The organism is Nannocystis sp. (assembly GCF_016714285.1).
In the GTDB taxonomy this organism is placed as follows: Bacteria; Myxococcota_A; Polyangia; order Nannocystales; family Nannocystaceae; genus Nannocystis.
Window position 1 is genome coordinate 62,142 of the sequence record NZ_JADJNN010000019.1, and the last position, 17,798, is coordinate 79,939.

Below are 17,798 nucleotides of genomic sequence, written 5' to 3' on the forward strand. Positions count from 1 at the left end.
CGTCGCCACGAAGGTGCGAAATGCCGCCCGGCGCGAGCTGCGGTCAATTCGGCGACCGGTGTTTTGGCGGTCCGATCGGGCGAATCGAGGACAATGAACGGGTTGGACGATATGTAGCCTCGAGCCTCGTGGCTCGCCGCCCCCGACGCTCGAGCTCAGCCCCCGACAGTCGTGAGTCCCTCGCGGATCGCGAACTTCGTCAGCTCGGCGATCGAGCGCAGGCCGGTCTTCGCCGTGATCTGGCGCCGGTGGGTCTCGACCGTCGGCAGGGCGATGTCGAGGCGGGTCGCGATCTCCTTCGAGCTGCAGCCCTCGGCGAGCAGCTGCAGCACCTCGCGCTCGCGCGAGCTCAGGGTCTGGTCGCGGGGCGCGTGCAGCTGCACGTTCGGCTGCCCGACCCAGCCCTCGATGATCACGTCGGCGATCGCCGGGCTGACGTACTTCTGGCCCTGGGCGACCGCCCGCACCGCCCGCACCAGCTCGCCGGAGGCCGCGCTCTTGAGCAGATAGCCGGCCGCCCCGGCCTCGAACATGGCCTTGACGTAGCGGCGATCCGAGTTCATCGACAGGGCGATGACGCGGATCTGCGGCAGCTCGACCGACAACGCCCGGGTCGCGTCGATCCCGTTGAGCTCGGGCATCGAGATGTCCATCACCACGACGTCGGGCCGCAGCGAGCGCGCCAGGGCGATCGCCTCGCGCCCGTTCACGGCCTCGCCGACCACAGTGAGCCCCTCCTTCTCCAGCAGGGCGCGCAGGCCCTCGCGCATCAGTCGGTGGTCGTCGGCGAGCACGATCTTCATGGCGCTTGCTTCCTGTCTGGCGCCGCGAGCGGGACCCGCAGGCGGACCCGCGTGCCGGTGCCGGGCGCCGAGTCGACCTCGACCGCGCCGCCCAGGCGACCGAGCTGCTCGCGCACGCTGAACAGGCCGAAGCCCCCGCTCGGCTCGCCGGGCCGGGAGCTCTCGAAGCCGACGCCGTCGTCCTCGACCGCGAGGTCCACGTGCTCGTCCTCCCAGCTCAGCGAGACCTTCGCCGCCGGGGTCCCGGCGTGCTTCACGACGTTCATGAGCAGCTCGCGCGCGGCGCGGAACAGCAGCGCGGCGGTGGTGTCGTCGAGCGGTCGATCTGCCTCGTCGGTCTCGAGCTCGACGTGGATCCCGTGGCGCTTCTCGAAGTCCTCGGCGAGCCAGGACAGCGCCTGCTTGAGCCCGAGGTCGTAGAGCACCGGCGGGCTCAGGTCGAACATCAGGGAGCGCGCGTCGGCGCCGCACTGCTCGAGCAGGGCGATGGCCGCGTCGACCTCGGGGCGCGAGGCCGCGGACAGCGTCTGGCACGCGCCGCTGAGCTTCATCTGCGCGAGCGCCAGCGACTGGGCGATGCGATCGTGGAGGTCGACGGCGATCCGCCGCCGCTCCCGCTCCTCGACCACCGCGGCGTCGAAGGCCATGGTCTGCAGCCGGGCCTGGTAGTCGCGGATCACCGCCTCGGCCCGGCGTCGCTGCGTCAGGTCCTCGACGAAGGCGACGACGAGCGGCCGCCCGGGGTCGCCGACGGCGCCGAGCGAGACCTCGATCGGGAACTCGGCGCCCGCCTTCGTCCGGCCCATGAGGCTGCGACCGGGGCCCATCGGCCGCGTCGACGGGCCCTTGAGGTAGCCGGCGCGCAGCCTGGCGTGACCCGCTCGCGCGCTCGCCGGCACCAGCGCGTCGACCCCCGTACCCACCAGCTCGCCCCTGGCGAAGCCGAAGGTGCGCTCGGCGGCGTCGTTGGCGAACACGACCTGGCCGTCGGCGTCGACCATGAGGATCGCCTGCGCGGCGGAGGTCAGCACCTCGCGAAACTGCCGCTCGCTGCGCAGGAGCGCCTCCTCGGCCTCGTGGTGGGCCGACACGTCGGCCAGCGCGAGCAGGACCAGCGGGCCCGGCTCGATGCGACGGGCGCTGACCATGAAGGCGCGCCGCCCGGACGCGAGGTCTTGCTCGACCAGGACATCCTCGACCTGACCGCCGGCGTCGAGGCGCGCGAGCAGGTCCTTCAGCTGCGGCAGGTCGAGCGCGCCGCGACCGAGCTCGGCGAGGCGGGCCCCGAGGGTCTCGTCCGCGCTCAGGGCGAAGGCGCGGAAGAAGGCGCGGTTGGCCGAGCGGACCCGCAGGTCGGGCCCGAGCACCAGCAGGCACTCGTGGACCGTGTCGACGATGCCCTGGGCGTAGCTCCTGGCCTCGCTCAGGCGCTCACCGGCCTTCTTGACCTCGTCGATGTCGACCGCGCAGAGGATCACGCCGTCGATGCGGTTGTCGGCGGTGACGTAGGGGCGGATCGTGGTCTGGTACCAGCGCCCCTGGTCGTCCTGCCCGGTCGTGGTCGAGGCCGTGAGGCGCTCGAGCACCTGGGCCGCCACGCTCGCCACGTCGGGCTCGCGCACCAGCGGCTTGATGTCGGTGAAGGGGCGGCCGACGTCGGTCGCGACCAGGTGGAACACCTGCGCGGCCGCCGGGGTGAAGCGGCGCACCCGCAGGTCGCGGCCGAGCAGGACGATCGGGATCTCGACGCTGGTGAGCACGTTGCTGAGGTCGTCGTTGAGCCGCGACTTCTCGACGTTGCGGTCGTTCATCTCGTCGTTGACGGTGCGCAGCTCCTCCTTGGTGGCCTGCAGCTCCTCCTTGGCGGTCTGGAGCTCTTCGTTGGTGCTGCGCAGCTCCTCGTTGCTCGAGACGATCTCCTCGTTGGCGGCCTTGAGCTCCTCGTTGCTGGCCTCGAGCTGCTCGATGACCGACTCGAGGTAGCGCCGGGTCGACGCCAGCTCCTCGGCCAGCGGCTCCACGGGCGCGACCGCGACGCCGGGCGGGGGCACGCTCGCCGCGAGCTCCGGCGCCTCCTTGAACAGGACGACGAAGAAGCGCTGGTGCGTGCCGGCCGAGGCGAAGGGGATGACCTCGATGTCGACGACCCGGTGCGAGCTGGTGAGCCGCGCCGTCGCGCTGGCAGGGCCGCTGCGGGCCCGCGCCGCGTCGATCGCCTGGCGCAGCCCCAGGCGCAGCTCCTCGCGGACCAGGCGCATCAGGTCGAGGCTCGCGGCGCCGGGCGTGGGCTCGATGAAGGCGCCGGTCTGCCCGCGAAAGTGCACGATCGCCAGGTCGTCGGTGACGACCACGCCGGGCGGGGCGAAGTGGGCGAGGACCAGGCGGTCGGCCTCGCGATGGAGGTCGTGGGCGCCCGAGGGCGTCACCGACGCGAAGCTGGGCGGCGGCGCCTCGTCGAGGGAGCGTCGGTCGGAGAAGTCGAAGGCGACGCGCGGCGCGGCCGAGCTGCGGGCGTAGATGCGGTGCTTCGCGTCGACCGCGACGAAGCCGACGAAGTTGCGCACCGTCTCCGAGCTGCCGAGGACGAGGAAACCGGGCTCGTTCAGCGCGTAGTGGAACACCGGCATCACCCGCTCCTGCAGCGTCGTACCGAGGTAGATCATCAGGTTGCGGCAACTGATCAGGTCGAGGCGGGAGAACGGCGGGTCGCGGGTGATGTCGTGGCGGGCGAACACACAGCAGTCGCGGATCGCCCGCGAGATCTGGTAGCCGCCGGGGACCGCGGTGAAGAACTGCTGCAGCCGCGCCGGGGACACGTCGCGCTCGATGCTCGCCGGGTAGCGGGCGACGCGGGCCCGGTCGACGACGTCCACGCTCACGTCAGTGCCGAAGATCTTGAGCGGGACCTCGACGCCGGCCGCCGCGAGGAACTCGTGGAGGGTGATCGCCAGCGAGTACACCTCCTCCCCGCTCGAGCAGCCGGGGACCCACACGCGGATCGGCGCGTCGCGGTCGCGGTGCTCGATCAGCCTGGGGAACACCGTCTTCGCCAGCGACTCGTAGACCTCCGGATCGCGGAAGAAGCCGGTCACGTGGATCAGCACGTCCTCGCACAGCGCCCGCAGCTCGTCGGGGCTTCGCTGCAGGAGCTCGGCGTACTCGCCGAGGCTCGCCAGGTGCGCCAGGAAGATCCGTCGCTCGATGCGTCGGCTCAGGGTCGCCTGCTTGTAGTTCGTGAAGTCGATGCCGCTGGCCTTGCGCATCAGGCTGGCGATCGCCCACAGCTGGCGCTCGCCCTGCGCCTTGGCGGACGCGGCGAGCAGCGCGGGCGGGTGCTCGCCCAGGCGGATCAGCTCGCGTGCGATCCCCTCGGGGTCCAGGACAGCGCTGACGCAGCCCGTTGCGACCGCGCTGCTCGGCATGCCAGCGTGCTGGGCGCTGGCGTCCTGGGCGAAGGTCACGCCCCCGGCGGCGTTGATCGCCCGGATCCTGCGGCTGCCGTCGAAGCCGGTGCCGCTCAGCACGACCCCGACCGCGAAGCCCTCCTGGTCCGCGGCCAGCGACTCGAGGAAGCGATCGATCGGGAGGTGCAGGCCGGCCCGGTCGTCGCGCGGCGTGAGGTGCAAGATCCCGCGGGCGATCGTCACGTCGACGCCGGGCGGGAGGACATGGATGTGGTCCTTCGCGACGCGCTCCCCGTCGACGACCGCGCTGACGGTCATGCCGGTGACCCGGGCGAGCAGCTCGACCAGGCCGCTGTCGTGGCTCGGGTCGAGGTGGTGCACGACCACGATCCCGACGCCCGGCGCGGCGCCGAGGTGGCGCAGGAGCTCGGTCGTCGCGGCCAGCCCGCCCGCCGAGGCGCCGACGCCGACGATCGGGAAGGCGGCCGGTGCAGCAGCCTTGGCTTCGTTCGCGCTCACGCGCTCACGAGTACCAGATTTGATCGCGGGCCGACATCGCCGCGGTCGCGGCGCGGACCGCCGCGGACGCGCCCTGCAGATCGACGGCGCGGGCCGCATCAACTCTCTCCTCGGCGTGGGGTCGACAGCATCAACATCCATCCAATGTCGCGCTCACTGTATCGACATTGAACCGACCACCGCGCGCAGTGCTTGCGGCTGGCTGCATATCGCGGTGCATTGTTTTCATCGGGCCCGCGATCTCGTCGACCGCGGACGCCCGCGCCGGCCGCCTCAGCGCCTGCGGGGCTTCGCGATCGGGGAAATGCGTCCAGGCGCCGCGACCGGGGACGCTGCCGCGGCCGCGGCCCGGTGCAGCACGGCGGTGGCGAACACGCTCGAGAAGTCGACGCCAGTGCCGTGCATGGCGACGCTGTTGCTGGCGGCGACCACGTAGATCGGGACCTGCTCCGCCGCTCCGATCACCTGCTCGTCGAGGCTGCAGACGAAGGTGCTCGCGCGCGGGTTGTAGACCTGGAAGCTCGCGCGCGACGAGGCATCACAGGCGCCCGTGCAGGGCTCCGGCCCGGCCTCCGCCAGCGCGGCCCACGAGGCCGCGCAGCCCAGCACCCCGGGCCCCTGCACGCTCAGCGTGAAGCCCTCCTCCGGCGCCGGCACCCGCAGCTCGAAGGGCACCGCGGCCAGCACGACGCCCGGCTTGCCAGAGCGCCAAAACATCCCGTCGTCGACCCGGAGCTGGGCCGCGCCGAACACCGCCGTCGGGGTCCAGCGCGGCAGATATCCCGCGACCACCGCGAGCTGTTCGCGGCACGCCGCGGGGGTCGACGCGCCGTTGCACAGCGTGCGCTGCGGGGCCCGGACGTGCGGGGCCCGCCGCGAGCCGGCCGTGAAGGTCGGCCCGGCCTCGAACCATGCGCCGTGGCTGATCTCGATCTGCCCGCTGGCGAGGCAGCGGTCCGCGCGGCTCGTCGCAGCCCGGATGCCGTGGGCGAACCACCCGGTGCTCGCCGAGCCGCCGCCCTGAGCCGGCGCCTTGCTGGCCGGACAGAGCGACGCAGCCGAGCCGCCCGGCGCGGCCGACTCGGGCCGCACCAGCACGACGGCGGTGACGATCCGCGACAATGGCTGCAGCTCGAGCTGGCCCTTGCCGGGCACCAGCGACGGACGAAAGCGCAGCCGCACCTTGTTGCCGGCGAGCGCGCTGGCCGTGAAGGTGGTGTTGGCGCGCAGGCCCTCGAGGCGCTCCGCCGCGGTCCGCAGCGCCCGCACGGCCGCCCGGGCCGCGACCCTGTTGCGGCCGCCCTCCGCCGAGACGCTGGTCGCGAGGGTCTTGAAGGTCGCGCTGAACTGCTCGAAGGCCTGGGTGTTCTGCGACGGGATCACGGTGAGCACCTGGACCTCGTCCGGGTTGCCGATGGCCACCTCGGCGATCGCGTCGTAGGCGTTCAGCTGGGTGAACCACCCGGGGTCGGTCGTCACCGTGAAGTGCACGCGATAGGGCACCCAATTGGGGTGGCTGCGCAGCGCGTCGTTGTAGATGGCCCCCGCGTTGTAATAATCCTCGAGACTCACCATATAGAGCTTCAAGGACGCGACGATGGTGGCCACCTCGTCGGGCATCAGCAAATGTCGCGCCCCCGAGGAACCGAGCAGCGCGGCGACCTGCTGCTGCGCCGCCGCATCGGGCGCGAGCGTCGGCTCCGGCGTCGGCACCGCGGGCGCGGTCACGGCGGGTGGATCGGTCGCCGCGGCCGCCGCATCGGCTGGATCGGTCGCCGCGGCGGCCGTGGCCGGGCGCTTCCCGGCGAACGCCACGGCCCCGGCCACCTCGACCTGCCGGGTCGTCACATTCGCCACGCTCATGTTGGCCTGATTAACCCGAGCGTCGAGGTATTGCTCGTCGCGCAGGCCCTTGAAGTCGAGCGCCCGATCCTGACGGAAGGGGTCGAGCGGCGTGAACAGCGGCGTCGAGACGTGGACCGTCCCGATCGCCTGGCTGCGCGGCTCGGGGTCCCGCGGCAGGACCCCCGTGACGCAGGCCAGCGGCGCGAGCAACAGGAGACAGCTCGAACGAACGACCGACATGGACGCACGATATATACGCACGCGGCGACCGTCGAGTGCAGTATTTTCGCCGCACATATCGCCCGGCTAGCGAAAGAACAACGAGAGGGTCGCCATCAGCGAGGTGCACTCCGCGTGCGCCTGGCGGGCGATCAGGAGCGTCTGGGCAGGATCTGCCGCGGCGTCGAGATCCAGCCGCTCGAGCGCGCCGCGGCACTGGCTGTATTCGGCCGCGCGCACCGGCGAATAGCGCGCTGCGACCACCGTGTTGAGCGGGCCCGAGATCAGCATCAGCGTCGAGGTGAGCAGCGCGAAATTCCGGTACAGTCGCAGCCCCTGCAGGTTGTCGGGGCGCGCGTCGCTGGCGCGCTTCTGCTCGGCGCTGAGCAGCCGGAACGCCAGGATCGCCAGCAACAGGGTCGCGCCGTTGAAGCCGAATTCGAGGAATCGCAGCGCGTCGGAATAAAATGATGGCATGATGACAGTACCCCTATATATCCATGATACTTGATCCGAATGCGCTGGCGACGATGCGCTGCGGCGGCGCGCGTGGCGGCGTGCGAGCAATCTAGCGGGCAGTTAGTACGTATAGACGCCCGCGCACAACACCGCCAGCGAAGCCATTGCGCGGCCGCGCGGCCGCGCGTGGTAATCGTCGTTGCCGCGAACATCAGCCCTGCCGGCCGGTCGCTCGTGCGACCACAATCGGCGGGGTGGTTTCAGCGCCCTTCGGGCGGCGACAGGGAGCTCCTGGCGGCTCGCCGCCCTTCGTGCCCGCGACGGCACGTCCAGTCGCCGCGTCTCCGGAATCGATCCGCGAGGCCTAGTACTGATCGAGCAGATAGCGGATCAGGTCGGTCGACGTCACGATGCCGACGAGATCGCCGTGTTCATCGACCACCGGCAAGCTATGAAAGCTGCCGTCCGCCAGCGCCTTCGCGGCCTCACGGATGCTGGCTCCCGGCAAGATTGTCTTGACGTCCTCCTGCATCACCTCCCGGATCTCCTGGGTATCGAGCAGCACGTCGATCTCCTTCGGGTCGTGCGTATAGGGGTCGCCCCAGCTCAGGCGCAGCAGATCGCTGGCGGTGAGCAGACCGATGAACCTGCGACCGTCGACGACCGGCACGTGGTGGATCTTCCGCTGCTGCACCAGCGCTCGAACGTCGCTCAGCCGATTGCCGACGGTCACCGTCGCCAGGTCCTTGCTCATGATCTGCCAGACCGAGTCATTGCGATGCATGGCCTCAGGGCTATCACATGGGCCGTTCTTCCTCCACATCGCAGCGCGCAAGTGTTGCGCCGCGGGCCCGCTCACGAGCGCTCGACGACGCACCGAGGGTGTGCTGCACGCCCGACTCGGCTGCCGGCACAATCTGCGCGCCCGTCTTGTCGCCCTCTTCTATAAGATGCACTTGCGATGCATGTTTGAGGAGCGACCGATGCTAGAGACCCAGTCAGCGACCCATCACCACCTCCCGATGTTTTGTGACCAATGCGAGCAGACCGCCCACGGGACCGGCTGCACCGAGCGCGGTGTATGCGGGAAAGACCCGGACATCGAGTCGCTGCAGAAGCTCCTGCTCTACGGGCTGAAGGGTATGGCCGCGTACAAGGCGCACGCGCGGCGGCTCGGCAAGACGGACCCGGAGGTCGAGGCGTTCATCGAGGAGGCGCTGTTCGCGACGATGACCAACGTGAACTTCGACCCCTCGGGGCTGCTCGATCTGGTGCTGCGCTGCGGGCAAATGAACTACCGGACGATGGAGCTGCTCAACGACGGTCATCTCGCGTGCTTCGGTCAACCGCAGATCCGCGAGGTGACGGAGGGGATCCAGGAGGGGCCGGGGATCCTGGTGACCGGTCACGATCTGATGGACCTCATGCACGTCCTCGAACAGACCGCCGGGCGCGGGGTCAAGGTGTATACGCACGGCGAAATGCTGCCGGGACACATGTACCCGGAGCTGTTCAAGCATCCGCATCTGGCGGGCCATTACGGCGGCGCGTGGCAGAAGCAGCACCGGGAGTTTGAGCGCTTCGGTGGGCCGGTGATCGCCACCACCAATTGTGTGCTGATCCCCGGTCGGCACAACACCTACCTCGACCGGCTGTACACGATCCGCGAGACCGGCGTCCCGGGGTCGCGGCGGGTCGTCGGCGACGACTTCGGGCCGGTGATCGCCCAGGCGCTCGAGATCGGCGGGCTGCAGCCGACGCCGACGCACCAGAGCAGCGTCGGGCACCACCACACGGTCGTGCTCGGGCTGGCGGACACGATCGTGGCGGCGGTCAAGCGCGGGGAGATCCGCCGATTCTTCGTGATCGGCGGTTGCGACGGCGCGGAGGCCGGGCGCAACTACTACTCGGACTTCGCCCACCACGCGCCGCAGGAGTCGGTGATCCTCACGCTCGGCTGCGGCAAGTTCCGGATCCGCGACCACGACTATGGCACCGTCGCTGGCCTGCCACGGCTGCTCGACCTCGGGCAATGCAATGACGCCTACGGGGCGATCCAGATCGCGTTGGCGCTGGCCAAGGCGTTCAATTGCGGGGTCAATGACCTACCTCTGACGCTGGTGATCTCGTGGTTTGAACAGAAGGCGGTCGCGGTGCTGCTGACGCTGCTGTACCTCGGAGTCACGAACATCCGGCTCGGGCCGAAGCTGCCTGCGTTTGTGACGCCCAATGTGCTCGCGCAGCTCCAGCAGAAATTCAAGCTCCAGGCGATCGGCAGCGACGGGGCGGCCGACGTCGGCGCCCTCATGGCGTTCGCATGAGGCTTGCGAGCGGGGTGGCTTTCAGCGCCCTGCGGGCGGCGGCAGGGGCTTTCCTGGCAGGCGCAGCGTCGTCTTCTCGAAGGCCTTGAGCTCGCCGCCCTTCATGCCCGCGACGTTGATGAGCGAGCGCGCGAGGTCGGGGCACCAGCTTGCGATCGAGCTCGGCTCGTACGCCGCGTCGTGCCGCCCCCGCCGAGCTTCGCTATCACGATGTGCACGGCAGACATGCGGGCGGACGGAGCCGCCTCGAACGCCGACCTGACCTTCGGGACATGGTCCTCGGCGGCGCTGTTTCGCGCGCGGGGCCGGCTCCCCGGAGGATCGGGCGCGAGGTATCCTGCGGCAGGAGCCGGGCCCCGCGGATGTCTGTCGAAGCCTCATCGTCCTTGACGCGCGTCGACACCGGGCTGGCGAACACGCAGCCCAAGCTCCCCGAGCCCGACGCCGAGATCCAGGCGATCGTCGGCGCCGGCAAGATCGGCCGCTACGTCGTCCTGCGCAAGCTCGGCGAGGGCGGCATGGGCGTGGTGTTCGCCGCCTACGACGACGAGCTCGAGCGCAAGGTAGCGATCAAGCTGCTGCACACCACCTTCTCGGGCCAGCAACAGACGCTCGGTCAGCAGCGGCTGCGACGCGAGGCCCAGGCGATGGCCCGGCTGTCGCACCCGAACGTCGCCCAGATCTACGAGGTCGGCGACATCGGCTCCGCGGTGTTCATCGCCATGGAGTTCATCAGCGGCTGCAACCTGCGCGAGTGGCTGCGCCAGACGGAGCGCCCGTGGCGGACGATCCTCGACGCGTACATGCAGGCCGGCCGCGGGCTGATGGCGGCCCACGCCGCGGGGATCATTCACCGCGACTTCAAGCCAGACAACGCGCTCATCGGCGACGACGGCCGCGTCCGCGTCCTCGACTTCGGGCTCGCCCGCCCCGACGCGACGGCGAGCGACTCGCTGAGCAGCACGAGCACCTCGGGGGTGTTCCACAGCGTCGAGCTAACGCAGATGGGCTCCTTCGTCGGCACGCCCGCGTACATGGCCCCCGAACAGCTGCAGCGCCACCCGGCCGACGCGCAGAGCGATCAGTTCGGCTTCTGCGTCGCCCTGTTCGAGGCGCTCTACAGCTACCGGCCCTTCCTCGGCGCCGACACGGCCGAGCTCACCGACAACGTGCTGCACGGGCGCCTGATCGATCCGCCGCGCGACAGCGACGTGCCCGGCTGGATCCACCAGGTGCTGCTGCGAGGGCTCGCGCTGGCGCCGGAGCAGCGCTACCCGGACATGGCCGCGCTGCTGCAGGCGCTGAGCGACGACCCGGCGATCGCACGCCGACGCCGGCTCGGCATCGCCGCGATCGTGCTCGCCGCGGGGCTCGCGGGCGGGGGCGGCTACGCGATCAACGAGCTGCGCGCCGAGCCGGCCCCGACCTGCACCGGCGGCGAGGAGCGCCTGGCCGGCGTGTGGGACCCTGCCACCAGCGAGCGCGTGCACGCGGCCCTGACCAGCGCCGCGACGACCTACGCCGAGTACGTCGCGACCCAGGTCGACGCGCGCCTCGGCAGCTACGCGGCGGCGTGGTCGGGGATGCATCGCGACGCCTGCGAGACCCACCAGCGCGGCGAGCAATCGGACGCGCTCTACGACCTGCGGATGGCCTGCCTCGACGATCGCCGCACGGCCCTCAGCGCGCTCGTCGAGGTGCTCGCGGCGGCCGACGCATCGGTGGTGGAGAAGGCGGTGCAGGCCGCCGATCGCCTGCCGCTGCTCGGGCGCTGCGCCGACGCCAGCGCATTGCTGGCCCAGGTCCCGCCGCCGGACGATCCGCAGGTCGCGCGCGCCGTCGAGGCGCTGGACGTGAAGCTGGCGCAGGCGCGGGCGCGGTCCGAGGTCGGGCAGTACCAGGCCGCCCTGCGCGAGACGCAGCCGCTGCTCAGCGAGGCCGAGAGCCTCGGCTACGGCCCGACGCTGGCCGCGGCGCTGCGCCTGGAGGGGCTGATCCAGGACGTGCTCGGCGAGTACGGGGCCTCCAGGGCGCGCGCTGCTGCGGGCCGTGACGACGGCCGACGGCGCCGGCGACGACGACGAGCGGGCCTCCGCGACGACCGACCTGGTCCGCGCCATCGGCATGCGCCAGGCCCGCTTCGATGAGGGCCTCCGCGTCGCCGAGCTGGCCCGCGGGAACGTGTCACGCCTGCCCGACCGCCGCGGCCACGAGGCGCGGCTCGAGACCCGCGTCGGCGAGATCCTGCTGCAACGCCGCGACTTCGACGCGGCCGAGCGCCACATCGATCGCGCCATGGAACTCAACGCCGAGCTGTACGGTGAGGCCTCGACGGTCTACGCCGCGGCCGTCAACATCCGGGCGACCCTCCACTTCCTCGGCGCCAAGTGGCCCGAGGCGCTGAAGGAGTACCAGCGGGTCGCCGCGATCTACGAGCAGGCCTACGGCCCGAGCCACCCGCTGCTGGGCAACGTGCTCAACAACATCGGCGCGGTCCAGCTCTCGCAATTCGACTACAGCGGGGCCGAGGCGACCTACACGCGGGCGCTCGAGATCCTCCGCGGCGCCCACGGCCCCAATCACCCGGCCCTCGCCACGGTCTACGCGAACCTCGGCATGATCGCCCTGGCGCAGGCCCAGTTCCCGCGGGCGATCGAGGAGCTGCGCCGGGCCCTCGCGGTCTACGAGGGCTCGCTCCCGGCCAACCATCCGGACATCGGCGACGCCCTGCTCGAGCTCGGCAACGGCTACCTGAGCGCGGGCCAGCATGCCGAGGCGGAGCAGACCTACGCGCGCGCGCTGGCCGTGTACCTGCAGTCGTTCGGCGTCGGCCACGAGCGAGCCACCCTCGTCCTCGCCAGGCTGGGGATGGCCCAGCTGCGCGGTGGACGGCGTGACGACGCGGCCCTCAGCTTCCAGCGGGCGCTCACGGAGTTTCGCGGCGACGCCAGCGACCCCGTCCTCGGCTTCCCGCACGCCGGCCTTGGCCAGCTCCGTCTGGACGAGGGCAACTACGCGGCCGCGGCGACCGAGCTCGAGACGGCCCTCGAGCGGCTGGGCCGGAGCCCGACGGCGGGCCCGCACGACCGCGCCGAGGTGCAGTTCGCGCTGGCCCGGGCGCTGCTTGGCCGGGACCCGACGAGCGCGACGCGGGCCCGACCGCTTGCGATCGAGGCCCGCGCCGGCTTCCTGCAGTTTGGCGCCGCGTATGCGGGCGCCGTGGCGGAGATCGACGCCTGGACGGCCCGCCTCCCGCCCACGCCGTGACTACGGCTTCGCCACGATGACCTTGGCGATGTCATTCGACAGCCCGCTGCAGCGGAGCGAGGCGAAGTTTGGCAAGTCGCCCGTGAGCAGCACCGGCGGATCCTGCTGGTCCACCAGCAGGTACTTCGACTCGTGCGTGAGGCACGGCGGAACCGGGGCGTCGTGGGCCTTGCACGCGTCCAGCAGCAGCATGCCGGTCTCGCACTCACACTCGATCGGCGGGAAGAAACAGCCCGGGCCCATCGCCGCGGCATTGAGCGTGCTGGGGCCCCAGCCGAAGCCGCCGCCCAGGGTGATGATCACCCGGCCGGGAAAGATGTAGTTGGCGAGCACCGAGCCGCTGGCGGCGACACCGGTCAGGACGAGCGCAGAGATGAAGATCAGTTTTCGCATTGGAACCCCCCCATGAGACAAACCCAGCATCACGGATAGAGAAATGCGGCCCCGCAGTCAATGCCTATTGCTGCGCGCAGCGGCCGTGAGGGCCATGTAGGCCCGTCCCTCCCGTCCGCAGCTGCGGCAGTCCACTGGCACATCGGCGACCCCCGGGACGTCTCCGGGCGCCGCAGTCAGCCACGCGACTCGGACCTTGTCCGCCCGCGGGAGCCGGTTACCATCGTCGCCGTGGCTACGCCGGCGCAGACAGGGGACGAGCGCCAGGCGCCCCCGTGGGCCTGCGCCGCTGCCATCGCAGTGGGCGCGCTGGTCGTGGTGCTGGACTCGCCGTCGCCGTGGCCGAGCGCGGGCCTCGGCCTCGCCAGCGTCGCCCTCCAGCTCGCCGCCGGGAAGCTGGTCACGCGCATGCGCGTGGCCCGGCAGACCGCGGGGGAGCTCACGGCCGCGACGGTCGCCGCGCTGCTGCTCGCGGGCTCGGTCGCCACCGCGGGCCTCGGTGTGCCGGTCGTGATCCTCGCGGGCGCGGTCCTCGTCGGCCAGGCGGCCCTCTGCTCGATCTGGCAGACCTCGGCGCTCGCGGTGGTGCTCGGGGCCGCGGCGGTCGCGGTGACCGGCGCCATGGTCGGGGCCCCCGGGATGGCCGCAGCCGGCGCGGCGCTGGGCCTGGCGGCGCTGGGCCTCGCCTGCACCACCCTGCTCATCCAGCACCAGCAGCAGCGCTCGAGCTTGCTGCGGCAGATGCGGCGCATGCAGGGCGACCTGCAGAGCCACCACAGCGTCGAGCAGGAGCTGCGGGCCACCCACGACACCCTCGAGCGCAAGGCGATCCTGCTGAGCGAGGGCAACCGGCGGATGGAGCGGGAGGTCGAGGCCCGGCGCTGGGCCGAGGAGAAGGCGCTCGAGGTGGCGCGGGTCAAGGACTCCTTCCTGCACATCGTCAGCCACGAGCTGCGCACCCCGCTCAACGCGGTGATCGGCTACACCGAGATCCTGCTCGAGGAGGACCCCGAGCTGCGCCTGCGCGAGGTCCGGGGCGAGCACGAGAAGATCCACGTCTCGGCGCATCGTCTGCTCGAGATGATCGACGACCTGCTCGACCTCGCCAAGATCGAGGCCGGCAAGTCGACCGTCGCCGACGAGAGCGTCGAGGTCGCGGCGCTCGCCGAGCACGTGCTCGCGGCGGTCGCCGTGGCGGCCGAGGGCAACCGCAACACCCTGCGGCTGCGCTGCGAGGACAACTTGCCGCCGCTGCACACCGACCGCGCCAAGCTGCGGCGGATCCTCGTGCACCTGCTCGGCAACGCCTGCAAGTTCACGCGCGACGGCGTCGTCCGCCTCAACGTCCGCGTCGACCGCGAGGTCCGGCCCTGCTTCATCTTCGAGGTCAGCGACACCGGCATCGGCATGGACGCCGAGACCCTGCAGCGGATCTTCGCCCCCTTCGTCCTCGCGGATGCCTCGACCACCCGCCGCTACGACGGCACCGGCCTCGGCCTGGCGATCTGCGGCCACTACTGCGCGATGCTGGGCGGCGAGATCGCGGCGACCAGCGTCGTCGGCCAGGGCTCGACCTTCACCGTGCGCCTGCCCGCGACCCGCGTCGATCCCCGCGCGGCCGGGGTCATCGTGCACTCGACCTTCTAGCGCGGACCCGGCGACGCGACCGTCGAGCGGTCCGATGTCCGGGTGGTCCAGAAGCTCCTGGGCCACGCGGGCATCGCGACCACCGCGCAGTACCTGCGCCACGCGAATGCCGGCCAGCGGCCTGCCAGCCCGTATATAGTCGACGCTTCGTGGGGCGGTTGGTCGCTCCCGCGGTGTGACAGTGGATGGGTAGCCCTGGAGTTCTGGATATGAAACGACCGCTCTTGTTCCTCCTCGCGTTCGCCTTGGGTCCTGCCATCGGCGGCTGCAGCGACGACTCGCCGGCCACGACCACCACCGAGGCGACGGGCTCGGCGAGCACCAGCGGCTCGACGACCGCCGTGATCGACACGACCGGAGGCGTGACCAGCGAGCCGACCACGACGATCGACTCCTCGGTGCCGATGACGACCACCGACTCGAGCACCGACGCGCCGACCAGCGGATCGTCGGGCGAGTCGACCGGCGCCGCGCCGGTGTGTGGCGACGGCGTGGTCGGCGGCGACGAGGCCTGCGACGACGCCGGCGAGTCGGCGGCCTGCAACGCCGACTGCACCGTGGCCGTGTGCGGCGACGCCCAGCTCAACGCCGCTGCGGGCGAGGAGTGCGACGACGGCAACGACGTCGACACCGACAATTGCGTGGCCGGCTGCAAGAACGCGACCTGCGGCGATGGCTTCGTCTTCCCCGACAACGAGGGCTGCGACGACGGCAACCAGGTCGACGACGACGCCTGCTCCAACACCTGCGCGCTGGCGTCGTGCGGCGACAAGATCGTGCAGATGGGCGAGGACTGCGACGACGGCAACATGGACGACACCGACGCCTGCCTCCAGACCTGCGTCAAGGCCTCGTGCGGCGACGGGGCGATCCAGGCCGGCGTCGAGACCTGCGACGACAGCGGCGAGTCCCTGACCTGCGACCTCGACTGTACGGCGGCGATGTGCGGCGACGGCGTGATCAACATGACCGCCAAGGAGACCTGCGACGACAAGGTCGAGTCGAAGCTCTGCGACACCGACTGCACCGCGGCGACGTGCGGCGACAGCAAGGTCAACATGACCGCCGGCGAGGCCTGCGACGACGGCAACATGGTCGACACCGACGCCTGCGTGATGGGCTGCAAGGCCGCGAAGTGCGGCGACGGCTTCGTCCAGGCCAACGTCGAGGCCTGCGACGACGGCAACATGGTCGACAACGACGCCTGCACGAACGCGTGCAAGCTCAACCAGAACCTCAGCTGCCAGGCCGGCGCGGTCGAGAAGAGCGTCTCGCCGGGCGGCACGATGAAGGTCTGCGACCACCCCAACAACACCGTGTGCGAGCAGGATCAGGAGACCCTGTGCCCGGTCAACTGGCACCTGTGCTCGCTCAAGGAGTTCAACAACCGCAACGCCAACTGGAACTACGCGGTCGGCAGCAACAACCCCAACCCGGTCGTCGTCGGCGAGATCTACTGCCGCAACGGTAACAGCGGCGCCGGGCACATCACCCTCGGGCCGTACGGGATCAACAACCTCGGCACGGACTCGACCTTCAACTGCGGCTACGGCAGCTCGCGCCCGAACTCGTGCCCGGCCAACTACGGCTGCAACGAGCTGTTCGTGGAGGCGCTGTGCTGCTCGCCGAACCCGAAGTGCGGCAACGGTGCGGTCGACGACGTCGAGGAGGAGTGCGACGACGGCAACAACGTCGAGACCGACGACTGCCTGAACTCGTGCACCTGGCGCCTGCCGAGCGCGCACGGGATCGGCGGCTGCTAGACCGCCGCCCGCTCGCTCGTCGTCACGTCCCCGCAGCCGCGGCGCAACGCCGCGGCTCCGGCCGCTGCTAGCTCGGTATCACTGCACCCGATCCGCAGCGCAGCGGCGCGGCTCTGGCGACCCTTGCGATCCGGGCGAGGGAGCCAGCGTGCTGCCCACGAGGATGCCGCGGACGAAGTAGGTCCCGGTGTCGGAGGCGGGCAGGATGTCGTGAGTGGCCGCGTGTTCGTACGGGACCAGCGCCGCCTCGGCGAGCGCGTGGCCGCCCAGGCGATCGCCGGCCCGCAGATCGGCGAAGCTCCGGCCGTCGCCGAGGGGGTGCGACCCGCTCATCTCGATCCGACTGCCGTCCGCCAGCACGACGCGCACCACCTGGTGATCGACCACCGGCGTGCGCCGGATCGCGGCGATCGGGACGGCGACTGTCTGCTCGCCGTCCACGCTGTACACCAGGTCGCCGACGCGCAGATCGGCGATCGCGCGCTCACCGTCGGGCGTGGCGATCGGCGTGTCGGGGGCCGCGCACTGGCACAGCGGGCTGCAGCCGGGCGGACACGAGTTCTGTTCGGTCGGCGCGACGCAGCCGGGCCCGCTCTGCACAGGCCCGTCGATCTGGCAGCAGATCGTGCCCTCCGTGCAGCACGCCGTGGCGCAGCAGGTCTCGCTCGCGCCGCAGGTCGTATCGCAGGGGGTCGCCGCGCAGCTGCCCGCCCCGCAGAAGGGCGTCGGGTCCGAGCAGGCCATGCCGCAGCCGCCGCAGTTGTTGCGATCGCTGCGCGGGTCGACGCAGGCCCCGGCGCAGCAAATATGCTCAGGATTCCCGCAGGCGCCGCAGTCCCCGGTGTCGCTGGTCGACGGCGTGGTGGTCAGCGACCCGGTGTCGCCGGTCGACGGCGCGGTGGTCGGCGACCCCGTGTCGCCGGTCGATGGCGCGGTGGTCGGCGACCCGGTCCCCGAGCTGGCCTGCGAGCTGGACTCCGACGACGCGATCGTCTCGGACGCGGCGTCGGTCGACGACTTCTTGTCGTCACTACACCCCGCGCCCGCGAGGGCGACGGCGACGGTCATGGTGCTGAGATACCTGCGGGTCATGGCGCGAGCCTCCAGGGCGCAGCGTACTCCGATTTCGCCACGCCCCGGAAGGGCCGCCCACGCGCC

The 17,798-nt window shown here is 71.2% G+C and carries 12 protein-coding genes; 5 read left to right on the forward strand and 7 right to left on the reverse strand.

Features of this window, described 5'->3' with window-relative positions; all coding sequences use genetic code 11:
- Positions 1–155: 155 nt before the first annotated feature.
- The 5 genes from IPJ59_RS26510 to IPJ59_RS26530 form a co-directional block, all read right to left on the reverse strand.
- Positions 156–803 carry a response regulator transcription factor gene (locus tag IPJ59_RS26510; RefSeq protein ID WP_293273854.1) on the reverse strand — a complete coding sequence of 216 codons (648 nt, stop codon included), beginning with the start codon at positions 801–803 and terminating at the stop codon, positions 156–158.
- On the reverse strand, positions 800–4,726 hold the full coding sequence (locus tag IPJ59_RS26515) for a CheR family methyltransferase (RefSeq protein ID WP_293273855.1): 3,927 nt from the start codon (positions 4,724–4,726) through the stop codon (positions 800–802). The genes IPJ59_RS26510 and IPJ59_RS26515 overlap by 4 nt, the downstream gene beginning before the upstream one ends.
- Positions 4,727–4,999: 273 nt before the next feature.
- Positions 5,000–6,811 carry a hypothetical protein gene (locus IPJ59_RS26520; RefSeq protein ID WP_293273856.1) on the reverse strand — a complete coding sequence of 604 codons (1,812 nt, stop codon included), beginning with the start codon at positions 6,809–6,811 and terminating at the stop codon, positions 5,000–5,002.
- A gap of 66 nt (positions 6,812–6,877) precedes the next feature.
- A complete protein-coding gene (locus IPJ59_RS26525; protein ID WP_293251676.1) occupies positions 6,878–7,357 on the reverse strand; it encodes a hypothetical protein in 480 nt (159 codons plus the stop codon).
- Between the two features lie 256 nt (positions 7,358–7,613).
- Positions 7,614–8,033, reverse strand: a complete 420-nt coding sequence (locus IPJ59_RS26530; protein WP_293251674.1) for a CBS domain-containing protein — start codon at positions 8,031–8,033, stop codon at positions 7,614–7,616.
- A gap of 238 nt (positions 8,034–8,271) precedes the next feature.
- On the opposite strand from IPJ59_RS26530, the gene hcp reads away from it, so the two are divergent.
- The 3 genes from hcp to IPJ59_RS26545 all read left to right on the forward strand — a co-directional run bounded on the left by hcp (position 8,272) and on the right by IPJ59_RS26545 (position 12,837).
- The gene (gene hcp / locus IPJ59_RS26535; protein ID WP_293251673.1) at positions 8,272–9,570 is read left to right on the forward strand and encodes a hydroxylamine reductase; all 1,299 of its coding nucleotides are present in this window, start codon (positions 8,272–8,274) and stop codon (positions 9,568–9,570) included.
- A gap of 386 nt (positions 9,571–9,956) precedes the next feature.
- Complete coding sequence (locus IPJ59_RS26540; RefSeq protein ID WP_293273857.1) at positions 9,957–11,717, forward strand: serine/threonine-protein kinase; 1,761 nt, start codon at positions 9,957–9,959, stop codon at positions 11,715–11,717.
- Positions 11,620–12,837 (forward strand): tetratricopeptide repeat protein, encoded by a 1,218-nt coding sequence (locus tag IPJ59_RS26545; RefSeq protein ID WP_293273858.1) that lies wholly within the window; start codon positions 11,620–11,622, stop codon positions 12,835–12,837. Before IPJ59_RS26540 ends, IPJ59_RS26545 begins: the two co-directional genes overlap by 98 nt.
- Here the strand turns inward: IPJ59_RS26545 and IPJ59_RS26550 are convergent, their stop codons facing one another.
- A complete protein-coding gene (locus IPJ59_RS26550; RefSeq protein ID WP_293273859.1) occupies positions 12,838–13,230 on the reverse strand; it encodes a hypothetical protein in 393 nt (130 codons plus the stop codon).
- Positions 13,231–13,461: 231 nt separating this feature from the next.
- Here IPJ59_RS26550 and IPJ59_RS26555 point away from each other — a divergent pair, with 231 nt between their 5' ends.
- Together IPJ59_RS26555 and IPJ59_RS26560 are read left to right on the forward strand one after the other, a co-directional pair.
- Positions 13,462–14,877: a sensor histidine kinase gene (locus tag IPJ59_RS26555; protein WP_293273860.1), complete on the forward strand. Its 1,416-nt coding sequence runs from the start codon at positions 13,462–13,464 to the stop codon at positions 14,875–14,877.
- Between the two features lie 209 nt (positions 14,878–15,086).
- Positions 15,087–16,640: a DUF4215 domain-containing protein gene (locus IPJ59_RS26560; protein ID WP_293273861.1), complete on the forward strand. Its 1,554-nt coding sequence runs from the start codon at positions 15,087–15,089 to the stop codon at positions 16,638–16,640.
- Positions 16,641–16,718: 78 nt separating this feature from the next.
- On the opposite strand, the gene IPJ59_RS26565 is transcribed toward IPJ59_RS26560, so the two are convergent.
- Positions 16,719–17,732 carry a hypothetical protein gene (locus IPJ59_RS26565; protein ID WP_293251668.1) on the reverse strand — a complete coding sequence of 338 codons (1,014 nt, stop codon included), beginning with the start codon at positions 17,730–17,732 and terminating at the stop codon, positions 16,719–16,721.
- Positions 17,733–17,798: the final 66 nt, after the last annotated feature.